Here is a 26,532-nt window from a genome sequence, read left to right as displayed (position 1 = left end):
CTTATTGGTTACCTTGCTGCAGCAGTTGATTGACGTAAGCGTCAATATCACTGGTGGTATTTGTAATGTTTGAATCGTCACACGCTTTAATGTGGTGTTCTAACTCTTCACAAAGCTGTTTGCCGGGAGTCAGATTGAGCATGGCAAACACGCCCTTTAGGCGATGCGCTGTCTGAGCAAGCGAGGCGTAGTCCTTTTCCGCCGACTCAGTATACAGCCTCTTCACATCAACCGGTACTGTCTCCGTAAACAGCTGGAAATAGCCGCCGCTCATCAATGGCGTGGCCGCGTCGTCTTCCGTGTCGTTATCCATCACATCATGCGACAGTTGCTTCTCTATCAGTGCCAGCAATGCATCCAGCAGCGCATTACTGAGATTGAAATTGACCCGATACTGCTGGTCGTTCAGTGCATGGTGCCCCAGTTCATCTTCCGCCAGCAGCAGTGCCCAGCCGCTAAGCTTTGATGGATCGTCGGTCACCAGCACATCGTGATCCTGACCGGAAATGCGCTCGTCGGGTGTCAGACAACGCGCTCCCCAGTTTTCCAGATGGCGGCAAACAATTTTATGCACGTCCTCCACGGTGATCTCCACCAGCGCGGTAACGCCATCCAGAATTTTTTCCTCTTCTTCTTCGCGCTTCTGCTCCAGCACCAGCGGCAACTGCATGTTGTAGCGCGTGCCGATATCCGCTTTTGCCACGATATCCAGGCTGCCGCCCATCTGCTTACAGAGCTGCTTACAGAGGAAGAACGCCATGCCAGAAGCCTGTCCGTAGCGATCCTGACTGGTATCGCCCAGGAACGGGAAGTCGACATTGGCCAGTTCATCCACCGTCAGGCCCGCACCGGTATCCACCAGTTCGATAATCAATCTATCGGCCTGCTTGTCCGCAGCCTTAACTTCCAGGGTGATTTTCCCCCAGCGGGTGGTGGTCAGGGCGTAGTGCATCAGCGTGGTCAGCACTTTACGCAGGGCGCGACGGTCGCCAAAGCGCGTCTCATCATTAGCCAGGTGATTATTCACCACCAGCGACAGCCCTTTGCGGCGCATCAGCGGCAGGCTTTCCAGCGCGATCTCATCCAGCAGTTCCTGCAGGTTAAAGACGGTCGCATCGGGTGACCAGTCGTGCGCCTCAAGCCGGTTCAGCAGCACGATATCATCCACCAGTCGCGCCAGCCCCTGACTCTCATCGAGCAGGTCCAGCACGGTCTCATCGGCATCACGCTGGCTGAGCTGTACCAGCTGCGTCACCATCTTCTCCAGGGGTTGATTCAGCGCATGGCCCAGATTGTGCAGTAGCTGCTGTCGCATCTGATGGTTACGATCCAGCACCTGCTGCGCTTTTTGCAGCTTCTTATTCACCAGCAGCTCGCGATCCTGGTCACGCATCATAAACAGCTGGGTATGCGGCGACAGCACGCTGCGGGCGTGGCGAATCTCATACACTTCGTTATTGATGGTGGCCTGCAGCACGCCCTGATGCTGGTCGGACATATTAATGATCTTCTGCAGATTGAGGTGAGGCAAAAGATGTTCAGCAATCTTATTGCTCAGCAGGGTGCGGTTGCTGGCAAAGTCATACACCAGCAGGCCGACAGGCAGACTGGCCACAATCTCTTCATTCAATACCCGCAGCGAATCGAGTTCAGCGCTCTGGTTCTCGCTGGGACGCAGCGACTGCTGGCGCAGCAGCACGATACCCGCCAGTGAAAGCAGGAACAGCAGCAGGTTAATCAGCAGAGGCCAGAGCAGATTATGCAGGGTGTCGATAATCAGACGGCCAATCGGCACCTGATAAACCAGCTGCAGCGAGGTGCTGGGCAGGGTGGCCGTAATCTCGATATTGGGATTAACCAGTGAGATGCGGGTATTTTCCACCTCCTGCTGTTCACTGCTGCTGGCAGGCATTGAGCTGTCCTGACGCAGCTGGAAATTTTCCAGCGGCATGTTCTGCGGAACAATATCGTTAACCGGCAGATCAAAGGCGACAACCGTGGCCAGATGGCCTGGCTGGTTAAAGGTGGTACGCAGCGTGAAATAGTGATCGTTCTGGAAGGCGAGGTGGCGCAGCGGTGAGAAACTCTCGCGCTCATCGAGCGCATTCGCCTGCTGCAACATCTCAGCACGACGGCCATCAACCATTGAACTGATGGCGCTCTCTTTATAGCGCGTCGCCATATCTTTCAGCGGCAGGGTCGAGATCATAATCAGGCTATTGTCCTGACCATTTAAAAAGTACATCGACCAGGTGGGATTTTCTGCGCCCCACAGCGTGTCGAGATAGTTCGACATCCGCATGGTCATATCCAGCGTGCTGCTGTCATGTGAACCGAAAATCAGCGCTTCCGTTTTACGCCGGGTTTTTTCCAGGTAGTAGACGTCAGGACGCAGTCGCGTCTCCTGCAGGTTACTGCCGGGTGTTGCACCTGCCGCACTGGTAGAGAGGTTTTCATAGATCTGCCAGGTGGCAAAGCGATAGGCATCAATGCGCTTCTGAACGTCACGAGCCAGATCGTCCATGGCATAGCGCTTCCCGGTCAGCCAGGCATTCACCGAGTTATGCACCATAAAGCCCAGCGCCAGCAGGAGCACCAGATTGAAAACCACAAAAAAGCGGGTGACGTTGCCGGAGGTCAGTGGAAACTTATACAACATAGCGTGTCAGGTACCTGAATTATTGCGCAACTTTTCGCGCACTGGCGGCTACCGCTAACAGCAACAGGGCGATCGCTAAAAATGCGCCGCTGAGGCTGATCCATTGCGAAATGAATCCGATTAAAGCCGGACCTGAGAGAATACCCGCATATCCCAGCGTTGTCATGGCAGAAATCGCCAGGTTCGCAGGCATATCCTGTTGATTCCCGGCAGCATTGAACAACATCGGCACCGTGTTAGATAAACCAAAGCCGACCAGCAGGAAAGCCAGCAGGGCGATCTCCGGCCACGGCAGCCAGACGGCCAGACTCATGCCCGCGGCGGCGGTCAGCGCGCCGGTCAGCATCACCGGGTAGCGACCAAAACGCTGGATGATCTTATCGCCGCTAAAACGGCCCAGCGTCATCGCTACGGAAAACACCGCATAGCCCAGCCCGGCCCAGGCGGGTGACATCTCCGGGTTCTGCAACAGCAGCAGCGCGCCCCAGTCCAGCACGGCCCCTTCCGCCAGGAACAGGATAAAGCAGAGCAGGCCAAGAAACGCGACCCAGCCGCGTGGGATCACCAGCCAGGGTTGATCGGGCTGATGCAGGCGTTCATTCATTAAGACCGGCAGTCGCCACAGCAACAGCAATAACATCACTGCCATCACCACCAGCGTGGCGGCCAGGGGTGTAAAAGACTGGCTCAGCAACAGGCTGACCGTGCCCGCACCCAGAATCCCGCCAAGACTGAAGAAGCCATGGAAGCCGGACATCATCGGTTTATCCGCCGCCTGCTCAACCTGAACCGCCTGATAATTCATCGCCACATCCAGCATGCCCAGCCCGGCGCCAAACAGCATCAGCGCAGCCGCCATAACCAGATGAGAATCAGCCGTGGCAAGTAGCGGCATCATCATCAGCACTAACAGGGTAGAGAAGCACATCACCCGACGGCAGCCAAACCGCGCCACCAGTGTGCCGGTCACCGGCATCGCGGTCAGCGAACCAATACCCAGACAGAGCAGTAACGCGCCCAGTGATGCGCCGCTGAGCTGCAGACGATCGCGGGCAAACGGCACCAGCGGAGCCCAGGCTGACATTCCTAAGCCATTGATCAAAAAGATGGTGCGCGTGCCCCAGTTCAGGCGGCTCTGATGTTTGTTTTGTTGTGCAGCGTCCAGTGCGGTCATAGGTCAGATTCATCAATGGTAAAGCGGAAAAGTGTAGCACTGGCCGTGAGTCAGTGGTCGTTGCGCCTCTTATCAGGAAGGGGATTGCAACATGGCATAAATGACAAAACCGGGAGTTTACCGACTTTTGTCGCGCTGCGAATTTTTTCCAGAACTTTCCTGGCATGACCACCGCCCCGCAGAATGACTTAACTCAAATTTCACTGTCGTTTTTCAACGACTTGCTGCTGAAAAATCGGAACAGGGCCACTGATAAATGATGGCTGAATCGCTTAATGAACAAATTTTTTTTTCAGCCCTGATGTTCCGGTAGTGGTGGTTTTTTAACCTCTCCGCATCATTTCCGGAAACAGTCAGCAATAAATTGACATGTAAAAACAAAGGCAAAGCGGATTTTATGAAAACCTTTTTTCAAGTGAGGCTTATGTAATGAAGATTAAAACATAATTAAATCTGTACATTGAAATTGTTTTTTAACACGGCTACGCTAAAACTTAATCTGTCAGAAACGTTACATTTTGCGTGAGTCTGTACAAGTAAAACTAACAATAACACCGTCACTCGCCACTCTGATTAGAGCGTGTGACCAGCTTTGGCTTTGCCGTTTCGACATACACCAGGTTAAGACATCTTCTGATTTTCAGAAGATGAAACTATGTGTGAACACTGTAAGCATAAAATAATTTTATGTTTATGGATTCAGTATATTAGCTAATCTGGTGGAGTAGAGGTCACAAATGGCAGAACTCACGCAAGGCCGTGTAGACATTATCTCGCGCGAAAACGGCACACTCATCTCGCAGTCCGTCAGCGGTTCGTCACAATCCATTAACCTCACCGAGCCCAGCGTCGTGCGCATCAGCGGCACCCGCGACATGGTGACGCAGTATGAGCGCCAGGGTAACGATCTGGTGTTGCATATGCGCGACGGCAAGACTGTCCGCTATCAGAAATTCTTCCTCGACGACGCCGATGGCCAGCACAGCGAACTGGTGTTCGATGATGGCGTCAACCCACCAGAACACGCGCTCTTTCCCCAGACCGCAGAAGGGGCTGAACTCGCTTCCACGTCGGTCACGCCAACCTATGAATCACTCGACAGCGTAGAGCCGCTGCTGCTGGCAGATAACGCCAACACCTCGATGGGTGTGATAACGGCGGGCGGTCTGGGTGTGCTCGGCTTAGCCGGTCTGGCCGTTGGCGTCGGCGGTGGTGGTGGTGGCGGCGGTGGGGGTAACGGTGGCGGCAATGATGGTGGCACCGATCCTGGAACACCGGTCACGCCGGGGACGCCTGCTATCACGCTCAATGCATTCGCTGGCGATGACGTTCTGGATAACGCGGAAAAAAGCAGCGATCAGGTACTGAGCGGCACCACCAGTAATGTCGAAGCGGGTCAGATTGTCACTGTCACGCTGGGCGGCCAGACCTACAACGCCACCGTCGGTGCTGACGGCAGCTGGAGCGTCACTATTCCTGCTGCCGCGCTGGCGGGACTCGCCGCAGGCACCACCACCATCGACGTCAGCGTCACTAACGCGGCGGGCACGACGACCACCGGCAGCCTGCCCATTACCGTCGCGGCCGCCGATCCCGGCACACCGGCTGCGCCGTCCATTAGCCTGAACCCGTTTGCGGGCGATAACCTGCTGGATAACAGCGAAAAAACCACGCCACAAACGTTGTCCGGCAGCACCAGCAATGTCGAAGCGGGCCAGCAGGTCAGTGTGACATTGGGCGGACAGAGCTATAACGCCACTGTGGGGGCGGATGGCAGCTGGAGCGTCTCAATTCCGGCTGCCGCACTCTCGGCGCTGGCTGCAGGCAGCAGCACCATTTCGGTCAGTGTGACCAGCGCCGCGGGCACGGCGGCTTCCGCCAGCCTGGGTATCCAGGTGCAGGCACCTGACACCACCCCTGGCGTGCCAGCCCTGACGATCGCCCCGTTTACCGGCGACGACGTGCTGAGCAACGCAGAAAAAACCAGCGATCAGATTCTTAGCGGCAGCACCACCAACGTCGAAGCCGGGCAGATCGTCACGGTTACACTGGGCGGCCAGAGCTACAGCGGCAGCGTGGCAGGCGACGGTAGCTGGAGCATTACCGTGCCTGCTGATGCGCTGACCGCACTGGCATCCGGCACCACCACGGTGACTGCCACCGTTGCTAACCAGGCAGGAACCGCTGCCAGCGGTAGCCTGACCGTAAACGTAGAGCCACCACTGACTCAGCCGGGTACGCCCGTTATCACCATCGATCAGTTTGCCGGTGATGACATTCTCAGCAATGCCGAGAAAAGCAGCGATCAGGTACTTAGCGGCACCACCACCAATGTGGAAGCGGGCCAGATTGTCACCATCACGCTGGGCGATCAGACCTACAGCGCAGTAGTGGATGCGCAGGGCAACTGGAGCGTCACGCTCTCGCCTGCGGCACTGAATGCGCTGGCAGCCGGTTCGGTGGCGATTTCCGCGGTCGTCACCAGCCAGGCTGGCATTGAAGCCAGTGAAAACCGCGCGATCAGCATTGATACGCCGGTCGTTCCGGGCCCGCCATCCGTCACGCTGGATGATTTTGCCGGGGACAACGTGCTGAGTAATGGGGAGAAAGTCACCGATCAGACACTCACCGGCAGCACCAGCAATGTTGAACCCGGTCAGCTGGTAACAGTCACCCTGGGCGGCCAGACTTACAGCGGCAGCGTTGATTCGCAGGGCAACTGGAGCGTTACTTTGCCATCGGCGGCCCTGAGCGCCCTGGCGGCAGGTGAAACGACGCTGACGGTTTCAGTCAGCAATGTGGCCGGTGATACCGTGACCGGCACGCTGCCCATCACCGTGGAAGCGCCTGTCACACTGCCGGGCGAACCCACCGTCACCATTGGTCAGTTTGCCGGGGATGACATCCTCAGCAACGATGAAAAAGGGACGGCCCAGACGCTCTCCGGCTCCACCACCAACATCGAAGCGGGCCAGACGGTGACAGTCACCTTCGGTGGCCAGACTTACCTCGGCACCGTCGATGGCAGTGGTAACTGGAGTGTAATTGTTCCGGCAGCCGCGCTGGGTAATCTGCCTGCGGGAGCTAATACCATCAGCGTTACCGTCAGCAATGCCGATGGCGTGAGCACTACCGAAATCCGCGATATCGCAGTTGAGACGCCAGTAACGGAACCGGGCGTGCCGTCTCTGATCCTGAATGATTTCGCCGGCGATAACCTTCTGAGCAACGACGAAAAAGCGGTCGATCAGCTTGTCAGCGGTAGCACCAGTAATGTCGAAACCGGGCAGATCGTGACGGTCACCCTGGGCGGTCAGACCTACAGTGCCAGCGTGCAGGGTGATGGCAGCTGGAGCGTCGCCGTGCCGTCAGCCGCGCTGAACGCGCTGGCAGCAGGCACCACCACACTGACCGTCTCGGTCAGTAATGCAGCGGGCGACACAGTCACTTCAACGCAGCCAGTCACTGTCGAAGCCCCGGTAACGCAGCCGGGTGAAGCCACCGTAACCATCGACGCCTTTGCCGGGGATGACATCCTCAGCAACAGCGAGAAAGCCAGCGATCAGCTGCTGAGCGGCACCACCACCAATATCGGTGAAGGCCAGCAGGTCACTGTCACCCTGAACGGAGAGACTTTTACCGCCACGGTCGGCGCGGATGGCAGCTGGAGCGTGTCGATTCCTGCCAGTTCGCTGGCGGCGCTGACAGCCGGTAGCGCAGCCCTGAATGTGACGGTGACAGATCAGTCTGGTACTCAGATCACTGAAACCCGCGACTTCCTGGTGGAGTCCTCGGGCACCGGGCCAGGCACCCCGACGCTAACTCTCAATGCCTTTGCTGACGACAACATCCTGAGCAACGATGAGAAGCTGGAAGCGCAGGCGGTCTCCGGCAGCACCACCAACGTCGAGGCGGGCCAGATTGTCACGGTGACGCTGGGCGGCCAGAGCTACAGCGGAACGGTTGGCGCCGACGGCAGCTGGAACATTGCCATTCCGGCCGATGCACTCGGTGCGCTGGCAGCCGGTTCTGCCTCGCTGGTGGTCACGGTCAGCAACGCGGCAGGCACCACCGTCAGTGACACGCTGCCGATCACGGTTGAGCCGCCGGTTACCGAGCCGGGCCAGCCCACTATCACGCTCGATCAGTTCGCCGTGGATGACGTGCTGAGCAACGATGAGAAAACCAGCGATCAGCTGCTGAGCGGCAGCTCAACCAATGTCGAGGCGGGTCAGGTCGTGACCGTTACGCTGGGCGACCAGACTTACAGCGCCACGGTCGGCGCGGATGGCAGCTGGAGCCTGAGCGTCCCGGCCAGCGCGCTGGCGGCACTGACGGCGGGCAACGCGACTATCGCGGCCACAGTCACCAATCAGGCGGGCGTAACAGTCAGCGAAGATCGGGTGATTGCGGTGGAAGCGCCAGCGGAACCGGGTACGCCGACGGTGACGATCGCCCTGTTTGCCGGTGACGATCTGCTGGATAACAGCGAAAAAGCGCTGGACCAGACGCTGTCCGGCAGCACCAGCAACGTGGAGGCGGGCCAGACGGTCACCATTACCCTGGGCGGCCAAAATTACACTGCGCTGGTCAACGCGGATGGCAGCTGGAGCACGCAGATCCCCTCTGCGGCGCTCAGCGCACTGGCGGCGGGCAGCACCACCATCGCGGTCAGCGTCACAACGGCGGCAGGCGCCTCAGCTACCGACACCCGCGATATTAACGTCGCCCCGGCGGCAGGCGAACCTGGCGTGGTTTCCATTAGTGAACCTGTCAGCCTTGATGGTTTCCTGAACCAGCAGGAGCTGAGCAGCGATCTGATCATCAGCGGATCTGCAGTCGGCGTTAACCCGGGCCAGGCAGTGCAGCTTAACTTTAACGGCAGCAATTACAGCGCGGTAGTGAACAGCAATGGCTTCTGGAGCGTCACCGTTCCGGCAGGCGATCTCACCACTATTACCGACGGCGTAAAACTGATTTCGGTCACCACCACCGACGCCACCGGCGCACTGCTGACCGACTCCGCTCAGCTGAATGTAGTCGCAGCCACGCTGCCGCAAATCACGCTGGAGGAGAGCGCGATCACCGATGGCCTTCTCAACCGGGTGGAAGCGGGCAGCGATCTGCTGATCGGCGGCAGCACCGGCAAAGCCGTGCCGGGCCAGCAGGTTGAACTGGAACTTAACGGTAAAACCTACAGCACCACGGTCAATCCTGACGGCAGCTGGAGCCTGGCGCTGCCGGCCGCCGATCTCGCCTTACTGCCACAGGGTGCCAACAGCCTGATCATTACCGCGATTGATGAAGCAGGCAACCGCGTGGACGAGACGCTCAACTTCAGCGTCGACACGCTGCCACCGAATCTGATTGTGGCAGAGGTCGCAGGCGGCGATGGCATTCTCAACAGCAGCGAAGTGGCTGCCGGTCTGCCGGTCAGCGGTTCAGGTGCGTTGCCGGGCGAAGTGGTTTCTGTCTCGCTGAATAACGTGAGTTACAGCGCCACCGTAGATGGGCAGGGCAACTGGACGGTGGATCTGCCGCCAGCGGCGCTGCAGGCCCTGTCAGATGGCAGCAGCTATACGCTGGTAGTTACACTGACTGATGCCAGTGGTAATACCACCACGCAGACGCAGCCCCTGACGGTCAGCACGCAGCCTCCGGTTGCGACTGTTACCGCACCGGGCGGTGATGGCGTCCTGACCAACAACGAACTCACTACGCCGCTGCAAATCAGCGGAACCGGCACACCGGGTGACAGCGTGACGGTGGAGTTAAACGGTAAGTCCTACACCGCCATTGTTGACGAAAACAGTAACTGGAGTGCATCCGTCCCGGTGGCCGATCTCGGCACGCTGACCAATCAGACCTATCCGGTGACCGTCACCGTGACCGATCCGGCCGGTAACATCAGCACTCAGAATACGGAACTGCGGGTGGCTACCGCGGTGCCCGCTCTGACGCTCAACGATCTCAGTGATGATGGCGTGATCAACGTCAGCGACGCGCAGCAGCCGCTAATCGTCAGCGGAACCGGCGACGAAGGCGACATCATCCGCGTCACGCTGAATAACGTGGCCTACAGCGCCGTGGTGGCGCAGGGTGGCAGCTGGAGTGTCACCGTTCCGGCATCCGACCTGGCAAATGTGCCCAACGGTACCCAACCGGTATCGGTAGTGGCGACAGACGCCGATGGTAATACCACGCCAGCCAGCAGTTCACTGATTTTCGCCACCACACCGCCGTTGCTGGAAGTCTCCACGCCGGGCAGTGATGGTTATATCAATATCGCTGAACACACTCAGGATCTCACACTCGACGGACGCGGGGGGGCCCAGGGCGACACCGTCACGGTGAGTTTCAATGGCGAGACCTACACCGCCACCGTGGATACCGATGGCGCGTGGAGTGTTACGGTGCCCGCCGCGATTATCAGCCAGCTGGGTGACGCAACCTATCCGGTGGATGTGGTACTCAGCGATGCTTATGGCAACAGCAGCACCGTACCGACCAGCGTCACTGTGCTGGCGGCAACGTCGCCGGCGCTGACCATTAATCCCGTGACCGGCGATAATCAGGTCGACAGCGCTGAACAGCTCACCGACATTCTGGTCACCGGTAACGTCACCGGCGTACCGGCAGGTCAGCCGGTATTGCTGACCATCAATGGCCAGTCTTACGATGGCGTAGTACAGGCGAACGGTAGCTGGAGTGTGTCGCTGCCAGCCGGATCGCTGGGCGGTGCAGGCGATAAAACCTTCACCGTGGCGATTACCGATGTGGCCGGTAACCCGGCGCTGCCTGCTGAAGGGCAGTTCAGCGTGGTTACTTCACCCGTACCGTCGCTGTCGATTGCCCCAATCAGTGACGACAATGCGCTGAATGCCCTGGAGGCGCAGAGCGATCTTATCCTCAGCGGCGGTTCAGCGAACCTGCCGGCTAACAGCCCGATCAGCGTAACGCTGGTGACTGGCGGCACCGTCTACACCACCACAACCGATGAAACCGGCGCGTGGACCCTGACCGTGCCGGCTGCCGATCTGGCGACGCTGCCGCAGGGCACGACCACCGTTACCGTCTCTTCGGGTGATGTGCAGAACAGCCTGCCGCTGCTGGTGGCGACCGCGCCGCTGGCAGACCCGCAAATCAACACGCCATTCACTGACGGCATACTTAATACCGATGAAGCCAGCGCGGCGCAGACGCTGACCGGCACAGTGCTGCCAGGCCAGGCCGTCAGCGTGACCCTGGGCGGTACCAGCTATCCGGCCACTGTAGACGCGAATGGTGAATGGAGCGTGACGATACCCGCAGACAGACTGCAGGCACTTGCGCAGGGCAGCAATCCGATTACCGTGACGGTGAGTGATGAAGCGGGTAACAGCACCAGCATCAGCGAGCCGCTGATTGTTGATACCGGCGTACCGGCGCTGACCGTTAACCCGATTGCTACCGATGGCACGATTAATGAGGCTGAAACCGCCACCGATCTGACCCTCAGCGGCACCGTTACGCCAGGCAGCAGCGTCAGCCTTGCGCTGAATGGCCAGACCTATGACGCAGTGGTTGCCGCCGATGGCAGCTGGACCGCCACCGTGCCTGCTGCGAATCTGCAACAGTTGCCAGATGGCCGTTACGATCTCAACGTGACCGTCACCACCGTCAGTGGCAACGTGGCTACCACGCCATTCCCGGTTACCGTGGATACCACGGCACCAGACTTCAGTATCGCTGCGCCCGCGGGTGATGGCGTGCTGAATATCGCTGAGCAGGCGGCAGGGTTCAGTTTCAGCGGCGCAGGCAGTGAAGGCGATCGCGTCAGTGTGACGCTGAATGGCATGACCTACACCGGCACCGTTGATGGTGACGGAAACTGGGCGCTGGCTGTTCCGCCAGCGGCGCTTGCCGGTCTGACCAATGGCAGCAGCTACCCGGTGGTGGTCACCGTCACCGACGCGGCCGGTAACAGCAGCAGCCAGAACAGTGCCCTGACGGTTGCGACTACGCCGCCTCCGCTGGTCGTCGCGCCGGTCAGCGGTGATAACGCGCTGAACGTCGGGGAACTGGCAGAGCCGCTGGTGGTGAGTGGCAGTGGTCAGAATGGCGACGTGGTCACGGTGCAGCTCAATGACCAGCTCTACAGCACCACCGTTGGCGTTAACGGCCAGTGGACGCTGCAGATCGCCCCTGAAGCGCTGGCGGCACTACCTCCAGGCAGTAATCTGGTGACGGTGACGGAAACCAGTGCTAACGGGAATCAGAGCAGCCAGGTGGTTGATCTGAATGTGGCAACCGCGTCGGACGTGCAGCCTGTACTGACCATCGACAGCAGCACCTTCGCCGGTGACGGCATCGTCACGGCAGCGGAGCAGCTGCAGCCGATAACGGTGCGCGGCAGCAGCACGAATGTCGAACCGGGCCAGCAGGTGATCATCTCCCTGAATGGCATCGAATACAGCGGTGTGGTCGAGGCCAGCGGCAACTGGAGCATTATTCTGCCTGCGGGCGCCCTGGCTGAACTGGGAGAAGGCACTCAGACGCTGAACGTCAGCGTCATCAACGCCGTGGGTAACACCGCCAGCAGCACGCTTGACTTCAGTGTGGACAACACCCTGCCGTCGATCGCGCTGGCACCCGTCAGTGACGACAACTACCTCAATGCGCAGGAATTGGGTGGCGCCGTCGTGGTCAGCGGCAGCACCAGCGGTCTGCCTGATGGCAGCATTGTCACCGTGCTGGCCAACGGCACCACGGTCAGCACCACCGTGACGGCAGATGGAAGCTGGAGCCTGACCTTACCGGCAGGCACCTTTACCGGAACGGCAGATGGCCCGCAGACCATCATCGCCACCGCCAGCGACGCTAACGGACAGCCGCTGGCGACCAGCGACGCTACCCTGACGGTGATCGCCAGCGCATTGCCGGTGGCGACCCCGGGCGTGGCCTTTGATGATGGCATTCTGAACGGTGAGGAAGCCGCCGCCGGTGGCGCGATCACCGGTAACACGGGCGTGACCGGCGACGGCCAGACCGTCGTCGTGACGCTGGGCGGCAACAACTACAGCGGCACGGTCGATGCCGCAGGCAACTGGCAGGTCGCCGTTCCGGCCGATGTCTTGTCTGCATTGCCGCAGGGCAATAGTGGCTACACCGTGGTCGTCAGTGATGTAGCGGGCAACAGCAGCCAGGCTGATGGCAACCTGGTGGTGGATACACTGCCTCCGGTGCTGAACTTCATTACGCCATCCGATGGCATCATTAACGCCGCTGAAAGTCAGCAGCCGCTGACGCTGACCGGCAGCAGCGAAGCTAACGCCCTGATTGTGGCCAGCTTTAACGGCACCACCCTGAGCACCACCGCTGACGTCAACGGCGTCTGGTCGCTGGATCTGCCCGCCACGGTTTACACCGGGCTGGGCAACGGCAGCTATCCGCTGACCGTGACCGCCAGCGATGCGGCAGGAAATGCCACCACCACCAGCCGCGAACTGGCGCTGAAAGTGGAGCCAGGCACACTGCCGACCCTGACGCTGGATGCCTTTGCCGGTAACAACGTGGTCGATGGCGCTGAGCGCCTCACCGATCAACGTCTCTCCGGCACCACCACCAACGTCGAAGCGGGTCAGCTGGTGACCGTCACCGTTGACGGCACAGTCTACAGCGCCGCCGTGCAGGCGAGCGGGGCATGGAGCCTGATCGTGCCAGCCGGTGCGCTGGCCGCGATTAATGATGGCAGCGCCAGTTTTACCGTGGCAGTCAGCGATGTGGCGGGCAACACCACCACCAGCAATCTCACCTTTGACGTCAATAGCAACGCCTCTGGCCTGGCGATGGATGCCATCAGCGAAGATAACTACCTGAATGCGCAGGAGCTGGGTCAGGCCCTGGTCGTCACCGGTACGTCGGTGAACGTGACAGAGGGCAGCACGGTCACGTTGCTGTTTAACAACATCAGCTACACCGCGCAGGTCTCGGCCAGCGGCCGCTGGACAGTGATCGTTCCGGCTGAGGCACTGACGGCGCTCGCCGATGGGCCTTACACTCTGACGGTCACCGCAACGGACAGCGGCGGGGCGACCCTGAGCAGCGAGGCAGCGCTCAGCGTGCTGGCGACGCTGCCAGCACCGCAGATCGTCTCGGCCTTTGGCGATGGCCTGCTCAACAGCAGCGAGATCGCCACAGCACAAACCCTGAGCGGCACCACCGGCATAACCGGTGACGGCCAGACGGTGAGCGTGCTGCTGAATGGCGCAACCTACAACGGCACCGTCGACGGCAATGGCAACTGGCAGATCAGCGTGCCGGCTTCCGCGCTGGCCGGCCTGCCGGAAGATCTTCTGAACTACACCGTCACAGTCCAGGATGCAGCGGGTAACACCGGCAGCAGCCAGGGCAGCGTGACGGTGGATCTGACGCCACCGACCCTGACACTGAATACGGTTGCGGGCGATAACAGTATCAATATTGCCGAAAGCACCGCGCCGATTGTTCTCAGCGGCAACAGCAATGCCGAAGCCGGACAGCAGGTCACCATTACCCTGAACAACCAGACCTGGACCACCACGGTTGACCAGAACGGCGAGTGGAATCTGACGCTGCCTGCGGGTTCGCTGGCCGGTATTCCGGCCGGGGCGTACATTCTGACCGTGACGGTCAGCGATGCGGCGGGTAACCCGGTAACCGAAACCCGTGAAATCACCGTGGCAACGGCGTCGCTGGCCGTCAGCATAGACACCCCGTTTGGTGATGGTTATCTGAACCTGGCGGAACAGGGGGTCGGTCAGACGCTGACCGGCAGCACCGGTGTAGCGGGCAACGGCCAGACCGTCAGCGTGACGCTGGGCGGGAACGATTATTCCGCTACGGTGGATGCGCAGGGTAACTGGACGCTGACCTTAACAGCAGATCAGGTGCAGACGCTGGGCGAGGGGGTTACTACGCTGGTGGTTAATGCCAGCGATGCCGCCGGTAACAGTGGTTCGCTGACCAGCGCCGTTACGGTGGATCTCACGCCGCCAGTGCTGACCGTCAATGCCATCGGCGGCGACAACATCATCAATTCGGTAGAGGTGCTGGAAGCGGTCGCTATCAGCGGCAGTGCGTCGGTAGCGGATGCCGGACAGACGGTCACCGTCAGCTTCCAGAACGTCGATTACACCACTCAGGTGCTCTCTGACGGCACCTGGGAGGTGACACTGCCAGCCAGCGTCGTGCAGGGGCTGGCAGACGGCAGCTACACCGTTGCTGTCTCAATGACCGATGCCGCGGGCAACCCGGCCACGGTCACCCAGACCCTGACGCGTGATGCTGACACTCTGAACCTGCCAACCCTGACCATCGGGACCATCAGTGATGATAACTTCCTTAATCAGGCGGAGTCGCTACAGGATCTGAGCATCGGCGGCACCAGTAACAACCTGGTGGAAGGCCAGCTGGTGACGGTGACGCTGAATAACATTCAGTACAGCGGCACGGTGGCAGCCGATGGCAGCTGGACGGTGACCGTTCCGGCCGCCGATCTGGGTAATCTGCCGGATGGCGATCAGCTGCTGGTCGTGGTCTCAGCGGATACATCTGGCAATCCGGCCAGCGCCAGCACCAGCCTGGTCGTGCTGGCCAGCGAGCAGGTTCAGCCGACGCTGACCATGAACGTGGTAGCCGGCGATGATGTGATTAACGCCACCGAGGCCACAGCGGATGTCGCGGTCAGCGGCAGCAGCACCCTGCTGGCAGCGGGTACGCTGGTGACGGTGTCGTTTAACGGCACTGACTACAGCACCACGCTCGACGCTGACGGCAACTGGACGGTGAATGTGCCGTCTGCTGCCTTTACCAGCGTGGCTCCGGGCAGCACGCAAATCTTTACCGTGACCGCCACTGATGTCGCAGGCAATCCGGCGACCGCCACTCAGGAGGTCAGTTTCATTACCACACCGCCTGCGCTGACGAATATCACGGTCGACGCGGGAGATACCCTTAACCTGGCGGAGTCGCTGCAGGATCTCACCATCAGCGGCAACACCACGGGCGCATTGCCGGTGACGGTGACGCTGAATAACGTCAGCTATACCACCACGGCCGATGCCGACGGTAACTGGTCACTTACTATTCCGACCGCTGACCTGCAGCAGCTGGCGGACGGCCCCAATGCGATTACCGTTTCGGTCACCGACGCGGCGGGCAATACCACCACAGACAGCACCACGTCACTGGAGGTCGCGTTTAATACCCTGCCAGCGCTGACGCTGAATACGCCGTTTGGCGATGCGCTGATCAGTGCGGCAGATGCGGAAGGGGCGTTAACGCTGAGTGGTGACAGTACCAATCTGCCGGAAGGCAGTGTGGTGAACATCTCTGTAGGCGGGCAGAACTTCAGCACCACCACGGATGCCAGCGGCAACTGGACGCTGAACCTGGCACCGGGCGCGCTGACGGGCCTGGCCGATGGACTGACACAGGTGGTGGTCAGCGCCGCGGATGGTGCCGGTAATCCGGCGCAGGTTACCGCAGGCGTTGAGATCCTGCAGAGTGATCCTGTTTCAGCCGCCTTCGACACGACACTGTTCGGCGATAACATCATTAATATCAGCGAAGCAGGCTCCGTTCAGCTGGTCACCGGCACCTCCACCGTCGTGCCGGGCCAGACCCTGAGCGTCACGGTAGGCGATGACAATATCCCGCTGTCGGTGACGGTCGATGCCAATGGCAACTGGACTGCCAGCCTGCCCCCAGAGTTCATTGCCAGCCTGGGAACCGGTGAACATACTCTGACCCTCACCACCACGGATCGGGCCGGTAACAGCATTGAAACGATCAAAACGTTCGTCGCTGCGATTACGCCGATTGCTAATCCAACGCTGGATACGCCATTTATTGATGGCCGTATCAATGCTGAAGAGGCCGCCTCAGGCGGATCCCTGACTGGTGCGGTGAATATTAATAACGCCGCGTCGGTCACGGTGACCGTTAATGGCACGGTCTATTCCGCTACGCTCAGTGCGGATGGTTCGCGCTGGTCGCTGGATCTGCCGCCTTCTGTATTGCAGTCATTGCCGGATGGCAACTGGCCGGTGAGCGTGACGGTTACCGATGCGAACGGCAACATCGGCAGCACCAGTGGCACTGTGCTGGTGGCCGTGAATGCGCTGCCGGACGTGACGCTGAACCTGCCGTTTGGAGACGGTGCGCTGAACGCAGCAGAGGCGGCCGGTGAACAGATCCTCAGTGGCACAACCGGCATTACCGGTGCCGGACAGACGGTAACGGTGCTCATCTCCGGCTTTAACAACGGTCAGCCGCTGGCAGCCACGGTGCAGACCGATGGCAGCTGGTCTCTGGCCCTGTCGCCAGCGCAGTTAGCCACCTTCACCAGCGGCACCCACACCATTACCGTGACGGCGACCGATATCGCGGGTAACAGCGACGCGACGGCGCAGAACGTGGTGACAGAGGTGGCGCTGCCTGTGCCGACCTTCAACCCAGGCGCATTTGGCGGCGACAACCTGCTGAACATCAGTGAAGCCGCGGCAGGGGTGACCCTGACCGGCACCACCGGCAGTGTCGGGGCGAACCAGGCGGTCAGCATTACCGTGGATGTCAACGGCAGCCTCTATTCTGGCACGGTGGCAAGCAACGGTAACTGGACTGTTAACATTCCTGCCAACGCCCTGAGTTCACTGGGTGACGGTGCGCAATCACTGACGGTTAACGTCGTGGATGCGGCGGGCAACAGCGCATCGGCGCAGCTGCCGTTCACCGCAGATCTCAGCGCGCCGCAGCCTGCGGTCAATCCGGAATTCCTTGGCAGTTATGTGAATGGCGGCGATGTGGCCGCGGGAGTAACGCTGAGCGGAACCACCGGTGAGGCGAGCGCGAATCAGACTGTGCAGCTTACGCTTGGCGGCACAACCTATTCCGCGACAGTGGATGCCAATGGGAACTGGACGGTGCCACTGACAACGGCGGAGCTTTCACTTCTGCCGGATGCCACCTATCCGGTTACCGTGACGGCAACCGATGCGGCGGGCAACAGCACCACCATTAACAGCTCGCTGGTGCTCGACACCACACCGCCGGTGCTTAATGTTGCCGCCTTTACCGGTGACAATGCGCTGAACTACACCGAGAGCATTCAGCCGCAGAGTCTCAGCGGCACCGCAGCGGGAGCCGAGCCGGGATCAGTGGTCTCAATCTCGCTGAATGACACGCTGCTTGGCACCGCGATAGTGACAGCCAACGGCAACTGGAGTGTAACGCTGACGCCAGAACAGATGGCCACCTTTGGTCCATCGACGACCCTGGCGCTGGCAGTGACCGATCTGGCAGGCAATACCGCCAACGGCACGGTTGCGCTGACGGTAGATCTTACCCCACCGCCAGGGCCGCTGGTCACGCTGGGCACGGTGTCGGGCGACAACATCATCAGCACTCAGGACGTGGCGGGTGGTGTGGTAGTGAGTGGCACCTCCGCTAACCTCGGTGCGGGTGGGGTAGTGACGGTGTCGATTGGTGATCAGGAGTACGCGACTACGCTGGATGCGTCGGGCAACTGGTCAACGGCGGCATTGCCGGTCAGCGCCTTTGGCAATGCGGACGGCAGCGTCGCTATCACGGTGAATGCTACCGATGGCACTACCCCTGTGATCACCAGCGGTAACGTGCTGATCGACCTTACGCCACCGGCACTGACTCTCAATCCGTTTACCGGTGACAACCAGGTCAATGGCAATGAAAGTGCCACCAGCCAGGCCATCAGTGGCACCGCCGATCTCAGCGAAGTGGGTCGCACGGTGGTGGTGACCTTCAATAATCAGACCTACAACGCCGTGGTGCAGAGCAACGGCACCTGGTCCACAACGGTTCCTGCCAGCGCGATGCAGGCTCTTCCCGATGGCAGCTCGCCGGTGATCACCGCGCAGCTGGCGGATGCGGCTGGTAACGTGACGACGACCACCCAGACGGTGACGGTCGATACCGCCGCGCCGCTGGTCCTGGTCGACGCGTTCCTCGGCGACAACGTGATCAACGCCGCTGACCTGGTGCTAAGCCAGGTGCTGACCGGCAGCGCGCAGGGAGCAGAAGGCCAGACCATCGGTCTCTATCTGGGCGATGCCGCGCCGATCGCCACCGCGACGGTGGGTGCTGACGGACGCTGGAGCATCGATCTCGCGCCGGATGTCCTGTCGAGTCTCACTGACGGTGCGCTGGTGTTTGGCGTGCGGGTCAATGACGGTGCGGGCAACCAGACCGACGCCACGCTGACGGTCAACAAAGTGGTCAACAGTGCGCTGACGCTGGTGGTCGACTCGGTGTTCGGCGACGGCACGCTCAGCGCGCTGGATACCACGGTGGCGCAGACTATCTCCGGGGTTGCGACCTCGGCGGGTGTGGGTGCCACGGTATCGGTGGTACTGGGCGGCACAACGCTCTCTGCGTCAGTGGGCCAGGATGGTAAATGGGCCATCGTGGTGCCGCCTTCGGTGCTGGGCCTGTTGAGCGATGGCAATCTTGCGCTTGACGTCACCCTGACCGATGCCGCGGGCAACACCCGTACCGTCGGTGAAACCGTCACCGCGATTGTCGATGCGGTGCCGGTGGTTGGCGCGCTCACCGGGCTGTTTGGCGGTGATAACCTGCTGAACATTGCGGAAGCCGCTGCCGGACAACTGGTCAGTGGCGTGATAGAAAATGCGGCTGTGGGTTCCCAGGTAACGGTCACCTTTGGCAGCAAGAGTTACAGCACGACGGTGCAGGCGGGTGGAGTGTGGAGCGTTAACCTGCCGGGCAGCGATCTGACCTCTCTGCTGGATGGCAATCTGACGCTGGGCGTCAGCGTCAGAGACGTGGCGGGTAATGTCGCCTCCAGCAGCGCATCCATCGGCATCTTTACTCAGACGCCATCAATCTCGCTGACCTCACTGTTTGGTGATGGGGTGCTGAACCTGGCCGATATTGCCACCGGACAGGTGATCAGCGGGGTGGTGAACAACGTCGCGCAGGGCAGTGTGGTGACGCTCTTGGTTGGCAACAGCCAGGTGACCGCCACCGTGGGTGCGGGCGGGGCGTTCAGCGCCACGGTGACGCCAGATATTCTGGGCACGCTGGCGCAGGGCAACCTGACGGTGGGCGCATCGGTAACGGATGCGGCGGGCAATACCGCCAGCACCAGCGCCGGTATCCGGGTCGATACGCTGCTGCCGACCATCACCGTGAATCCGCTGTTTGGCGACGGTCTGCTGAACGTGGCGGATTCGCTGGTCACACAGGTGATCGGTGGGGTGATTGGCGGCGCGGAAGCGGGATCGCGCGTGGTGGTGTCGGTAGGTTCACAGCAGTTGGTGACGGCGACCGATGCCAATGGCAACTTTAACGTCTCGCTGACGCCAGCGCTGTTGCAGGGGATTGCAGATGGCAATCTGACCGTGGGCATCAGCGTCACCGACAGCGCGGGTAACACCAACAGCACCACGGCCGGGGCACTGGTCGGTATTCACAACCTGCCGAAAGTCACCCTCAGTCCGCTGTTTGGCGACGGCGTGCTGAACCTGGCGGAGTCGCTGGTGACTCAGACCATCAGCGGCACGGTCTCCGGGCTGGCTGCGGGTAGCAGCGTCAGGCTGACGATTGGCAACACTATCGTCGACGCGCAGGTCAACGCGGATGGCAGTTTCTCAACCGCCGTCTCGCCAGCGATTCTGTCAACGCTGCTGAACGGGAACTTCACCGTCAGCGCGGCCGTCACCGATCCGGTCGGAAACGTCAGCAGCACCAGCGCGGGCGTGTCACTGGGACTGTTCCAGCCGACCCTGTCGGTGAATACGGTGTTTGGCGATGGTGTGCTGAGCGCCGCGGATCTGGCCTCTAACCAGACCCTGAGCGGGACGTCCAGCCTCTCTGCCGGTTCAACCGTCAGCGCCACGCTGAATGGCCTGACCTACACCACCAAAGTGGTCAGCGGCGGCAACTGGAGTATTACCGTCCCGAAAGCGGATCTTGTTGCTATCACTGACGGCAGTAAAACCGTCACGGTCACCGGCACCGATGCCTACGGTAACGTGGCAAACAGCAGCGGAACGCTGAGCGTCATCAGTCAGTCGACGCCGGTGGTCGCCATTACCTCGCTGTTTGGTGACAGTGCGCTGAGCGCGGTGGATGTGAAAACGGCGCAGACCATCAGCGGCACCGCCAGCAACGCCGAGGGATCGGTTGTGCGCGTCACGCTGGGTGGTCAGACTTACAGCACCACGGTGAGCAGCAACGGCAACTGGAGTCTCTCTGTTCCGGCGGCTAACCTTGCTGCCATTACTGACGGTCTGCAGACTGTCACCGCCAGCGTGACCAACGGTGCGGGCAGCATTGGCAACACCTCGGCGTCGCTGGGTGTGGTCAGTCACACCACGCCGACGGTCAGCGTCAACAGCTTCTTTGGCGGCGATGGCTACCTCAATATTGCGGAAGCCAACAGTACTGAAACCATCAGAGGAACCAGCACCAACGCGGCGGGCGGCACGGTGACGGTGAACGTGGCGGGTAATATCCTTACCACGACCATTGGTGCGAATGGCGCATGGAGCATCAGCGTGCCGTCAGCGACGCTGAAAGGGATCGCCGATGGCAGCCATCCACTCACCGTTACGGTGGCGGACATTGGCGGCAACACCGCAACCAGTACCAGCAGCTTTACCGCGCTGTCGCACAATCAGCCGCTGGTCGGAGTCGATCCGGTGCTGAGCATCGTCGGTTCCTTACTGGCGGGTCTGGTGGTGCAGGGGGGATCGCTGAATGCCGCGCAGGGCTCGAAAGTGAGCGTTACGCTGCTGCTCTCCAACGGCAACAACGGCCCGACGCTAAACACCACGACCGATGCGCTGGGGCGTTACGCAGTTAACTTCTCACCTTCACTGCTGTCGGTGGGTGGCCTGCTGCTGTCGCTGGGAACGCTGGCGAAAGTCACGATTACCGACGCGGCCGGTAACAGCTACTCGACCACCAATACCCTGTTACTGGGTGCCGTGCTACCGGTGACGCTGGCGGCAAACGAATCGGTTGCGCTGTTCTCGGTGGCGGATGACAGCGCTACTGTCGCCAGCGCGGAGACGCAGCATAACAGCAGCACCAGCAGCGACGAGAGCAGCGCCCATGTGGCGGTGGCTTCCACGCTGATCACCGAAGCGGATACCGTGACACCCGTCGGCAGCAGTGAAAACGCGGCGGCAAATGACGCCGCGGTGGCAGCGGCACCGGCAGAGGAGGCGGGGTACACCATCGGCGGCGTCGTGATTACGCTGGCCGATGGCAGCACCATTGAGGGGGCGACAGTGACCGGCAGCAGCGGGGCGGATATCGTGACGGTCAGTGACCTTAACTTTACCCATATTGATGGCGGCGCAGGCACCGATACCCTGGTGCTGAATGGTGAGCATCTCAGTCTGGATCTCACCGCGCTGGGCCTGAAGGTCGAACACATTGAGGTGCTCGATTTGGGTAAAACCGGAACCAACTCCGTGAAGCTCGATCTCAATGAAGCACTCAATATCACGGATAAGCAGAGTGACGATTTGCTGATCAAAGGCGCAGATGGCAGCCAGGTGACACTGGCTAACAGCAACGGCGGAATCTGGGAAGTGACGGGCGAGCGTACCGTTGAGGGCAGAGTCTTTGAGATCTACCACAACTCGGCGCTGACCAGTGATAACACCCTGGGCGATGTGCTGGTGCAGCAGAACCTGCAGGTTCATGTTGTGTAGTGACTGAAAGGTCTGTTCAGAAGATGAATAGAGCGGGTGCGAAAGCACCCGCTTTTTTTTGTTTTAGTCACGTGATAATTGCATTTTCCAGATTATCGCCACTATTCATTAGCAGAATGAAAGATTAGGGTAGGCGCAACAAACGGCGTCACGCCCTAAAATCAGCATTCTGACTCTATTTGGCGCTTTTATTAGCGTCCTGTTTATCAATCCTTGTTACCTGCGGGTAACCGGTTCCGACCAGCGGAAACGGGCAGCTTCAGCTGTCCCACTACCATGTCGTCAGACTAAACGATCGGTTTATCCGATGGTTTTTGTCTGCGTTTCTGTTCTGAACTGAGGTTACCTATGTCATCACGCGATACGCTTCGTACTACCCGGCTTGAATCCATTTTTCAGACGGCGGTGAGCGATTTTGCCGTCGCCGATAGCGCTGTGCCCGCCATTGCGCCAGCCGCCACGCAAAGTCTGAGCCTTCCTTTCGCCACGCCGGGCCAGAGCCTGCCGATCACTACGCTCTCCACCGAGTCACTGCATAGCAGCCCGCTCAACGACAGCACACTGGCTGTCAGCGCGGTGAAAAGTTCGCCGCCCGCTATGCTGCGACCCTATGAACCGATCGCCAGTGATGGCGTGATCGCTGGCTGGGAAGCGCAAAAGCCGGTGCATCTGCGCGGTCGTGCTGAAGGTGAAGCGGGCTCCACCGTAACGCTGACCTTCAACGATCAAAGCTGGCACAGCACCGTCAATAAGTGGGGCTACTGGAACGCCTCCATGCCGGCTGATGCGCTGAAAGGCGTAGCGGATGGCAATCACACGCTGACGCTGACCATTACCGATAAAGCAGGGCAAAGCACGGCAACTACCGTTGATTTTGGTCTCTATACCGACCGCACGATCAAACCTACCCTGACCGTGGACACGGTCAGTGGTGACAACGCGGTGAGTATTGCTGAGAGCATTTATGGCGTCGAGATTAGCGGCAGCGCAACGCACTTGCCGGTGGGGTCGGTGCTGAAACTGACGCTGGGTACGCAAACCACCACCGCCAGCATGGGAAATGACGGTAAGTGGTATGGCTCATTTCATGAAAGCGATATGCAGGCGCTGAAAGACGGGGTCTACAGCCTGAAAGTCACGGCGACCGATCCCAATGGAAAAACCGCCACCGAATATCACGATCTGACGCTGATCACCCATCTGAGTAGCCTGCCAAAAATTAGCTTCGATAAGATCACTGCGGACGATGTGATAAACCTGGCAGAAAGCCAGCAGGACCTGCTACTGAGCGGCACGCTCTCCACCGTCATGCCGGGCCATCGCCTGGTGATCACGGGTGCCAACCAGAAAGATTATGCCGCCACCATAGGCGATGATGGACACTGGCAGGTGGTGATCCCGGCAGCGGATGTGCACGCCTTTATCAACGTTGGGGAAATCCGCGCCTGGTCGATCGACGGGGCCAAAAACTATATCGACGTCACGCATGAGCTGAATATCCACACCGGTTTTATTCCGATCTACACCGAAATGGATATCGGCGGTGACATGACGCTCAACTATCAGGAGGCGCAGCACGATCTGAGCTTCTACGTTGAAGGCGCCAACACCCTGGAGATCAACGGTAAAACCTACCAGCCCGATGCCAAAGGTATGGTAACACTGACCTCCAGCGAGCTGCTGGCACTGCCGGATGGCCCGGTCGCCGCCACCTTTCACCGCTGGGATGAATATGGCAACAGCGACACCCAGACCAGCGATAAACTGTTTACCGTAGCCGTGCACCAGCGGCCGACGCTGACCCTGGACACGGCTTTTGGTGATAACAAAATTGATGCTGCCGATGTCAACAGCTGGCATCTGATTCAGGGCAGCTCCAGTCATCTGCAACCGGGCAGCCTGGTGGAATTAACGCTGGGCGATCAGCACTACAGCGCCAGTGTAAAAGCCGATGGCGGCTGGGCGCTGACCATTCTGGCCGGGCAGCTGGCACCGCTGGACGATGGTGAGTACCAGATGACAGTCAGCGGCAAAGACAGCGCCGGTAATCTGGCCAGTGCCAGCCAGACGGTGCAGGTGGCATCACATACTGAAAGTGCCAACCCGCTGGAGGGTCAGACGGTGGACCAGCTGCTGGAGACGGTCAGCCTGACCCAGCAGGCGGAGACGGCGCACGTGGCGCAGGCATCTTCTGCCGCCGCCGCACCGCAGGAAAGTCATCTGTTCTCTGATATTCCTTATACGCTCGCCGACCACCTGCTGCAGCATCCTGCGGCACACCCCCTGGTCTGACGCTGACACATTAGTAAACGCACTGCCTTCCGGACAGGTCTGTTAAGCCTGTCTGGATTGGCGCGAGTGCGCTCAATGGTTGCTTTTCGTCCGTTCAGCAGAAATATTAACGATTTCATCTGTTTTTAGCAGGAATAAGCGCGGGATCTGATCTAATAATGTTAAAGGTCGTTTAGCGTCTCGCTTGCGAACCATAAATAAAATAACGCAATAAATCTGTCAGACGCTGAGTAGCACCCCTTTTTGCTCGCTTTGTTCACCAGGAAAAACACCATGATGATAAGAACCCCTGTTGGTATGGATAATGAACAAAGCGCGATTAACTTTTTTGTTGTGCGCCCTGAGTGGCGTTGCAGTGCACGCGGCCTTTGCCGCACCCTTACCTAAAGCCGAATTTAACTGGCGCGCCGCGCCCACCGAAGAGCAGATTGCCAGCTTAACGCTGCGCGACGCCATTCTTCGGGCCTTCGCCCGCAATCCGAAAATCTCGGAAGCGGCGGCACAGATCCACATCGGTGAGGGGGATCTTGATGCCGCCCGCAGCGCCTGGTATCCGCAGATCTCACTACAGGGCGCGGCGGGACGCTCTCATCAGACCGACTCAGCCGGGAGCCTGAACAATAACGGCTCCGGCGGTATCACACTCAGCCAACTGCTCTACGACTTTGGTCGCACCGGCAGCGCCATCGATGAGCAGCACGCGCTGTCGGATGCTTATCGTTACAGCCTGTTCGACTCGATGACCACCGTGGCGGAAGATACGCTGCAGGCCTACCTCGAAGTCAAACGTTACCAGGCGCTGGCAGAAACGGCGCATACCAATATTGCCTCGCTGAAGCGCGTGCGGGATATCGCGAAGCTGCGCGCCGATGCCGGCCTCAATTCCCAGTCCGACGTGCTGCAGGCAGAAACCCGCATCGCCGCGATGCAGGCCACGCTGGAGCAATATCGCGCCCAGCATCGTTCCGCCACCGCGCAACTGACCGTGCTGACCGGCGTGGTTCCCGCCACGCTGCCTGAACTGCCACAGGCGCTGCTTAAGCAGCAGATCACCCTCGACAAAATCGCCTATGAAAGCAGCGCGGCGGTGCGCAGCGCGCAGTCGAAACAGGAAGCCGCTCGTGAACGGGTGCGCCAGGCAGAGTCCGGTCACTGGCCGACGATTAAAGTGCAGGCGGGCCGGACCCGCTATGAAAACGATCGTCAATCTTACTGGGATGATGAAGTGCAGCTGCAGGTGGAAGCGCCGCTTTATCAGGGCGGCCTGGTGAATGCGAAAACCCAGTCAGCGGAGGGCGATCGTGAAGCGGCGCAGGCCGCTATTCAGCAGGCCAAGCTCGCCATCAATCAAAACGCCTCTACCGCCTATGCCGACATGATTGGCGCGCAGCAGCGGCAGGCTGCCGGGGAAGTGCAGCTGGCCAGCGCCGACCATACCCGTAATGTCTACGCCGATGAATATCGCCTGAGTAAGCGCAGCCTGAACGATCTGCTTAGCGTGGAACAGGATGTGTTTCAGGCTGACAGCTCACGTATCACCGCGCTTTACGATGGCTGGGACGCCACCGTGCGTTATGCCGCCGCGGTAGACAATCTGCTCGATATCATGGGTATCGATCGCCAGCAAAGCAGCGGCGATCTCCTTCCTTCGCTGCAATAGCGAT

General features: G+C 59.9%; 5 protein-coding genes. 3 read left to right on the top strand and 2 right to left on the bottom strand.

Annotated features, from left to right (window positions below):
* Window position 1: 1 nt before the first annotated feature.
* Window positions 2-2,659 carry a phosphotransferase RcsD gene (rcsD, locus tag PAG01S_RS11025; protein WP_010248389.1) on the bottom strand — a complete coding sequence of 886 codons (2,658 nt, stop codon included), beginning with the start codon at window positions 2,657-2,659 and terminating at the stop codon, window positions 2-4.
* A gap of 19 nt (window positions 2,660-2,678) precedes the next feature.
* Window positions 2,679-3,833, bottom strand: a complete 1,155-nt coding sequence (locus PAG01S_RS11020) for an MFS transporter (RefSeq protein WP_050680391.1) — start codon at window positions 3,831-3,833, stop codon at window positions 2,679-2,681.
* Window positions 3,834-4,570: 737 nt separating this feature from the next.
* On the opposite strand from PAG01S_RS11020, the gene PAG01S_RS11015 reads away from it, so the two are divergent.
* The 3 genes from PAG01S_RS11015 (at window position 4,571) to PAG01S_RS11005 (ending at window position 26,528) form a co-directional block, all read left to right on the top strand.
* Entirely contained in the window at window positions 4,571-22,576 is an 18,006-nt protein-coding gene (locus PAG01S_RS11015; RefSeq protein ID WP_062758683.1) for an Ig-like domain-containing protein, read from the top strand.
* 348 nt (window positions 22,577-22,924) lie between these two features.
* Complete coding sequence (locus PAG01S_RS11010) at window positions 22,925-24,868, top strand: Ig-like domain-containing protein (RefSeq protein ID WP_062758677.1); 1,944 nt, start codon at window positions 22,925-22,927, stop codon at window positions 24,866-24,868.
* A gap of 304 nt (window positions 24,869-25,172) precedes the next feature.
* Window positions 25,173-26,528 (top strand): TolC family outer membrane protein, encoded by a 1,356-nt coding sequence (locus PAG01S_RS11005; RefSeq protein ID WP_010248373.1) that lies wholly within the window; start codon window positions 25,173-25,175, stop codon window positions 26,526-26,528.
* Window positions 26,529-26,532 lie beyond the last annotated feature (4 nt).

The organism is Pantoea agglomerans NBRC 102470, from assembly GCF_001598475.1.
Classification (GTDB): domain Bacteria; phylum Pseudomonadota; class Gammaproteobacteria; order Enterobacterales; family Enterobacteriaceae; genus Pantoea; species Pantoea agglomerans.
The sequence above is the reverse complement of the archived record's forward strand: the minus strand, read 5'-3'. Positions and strand labels throughout refer to the sequence as shown.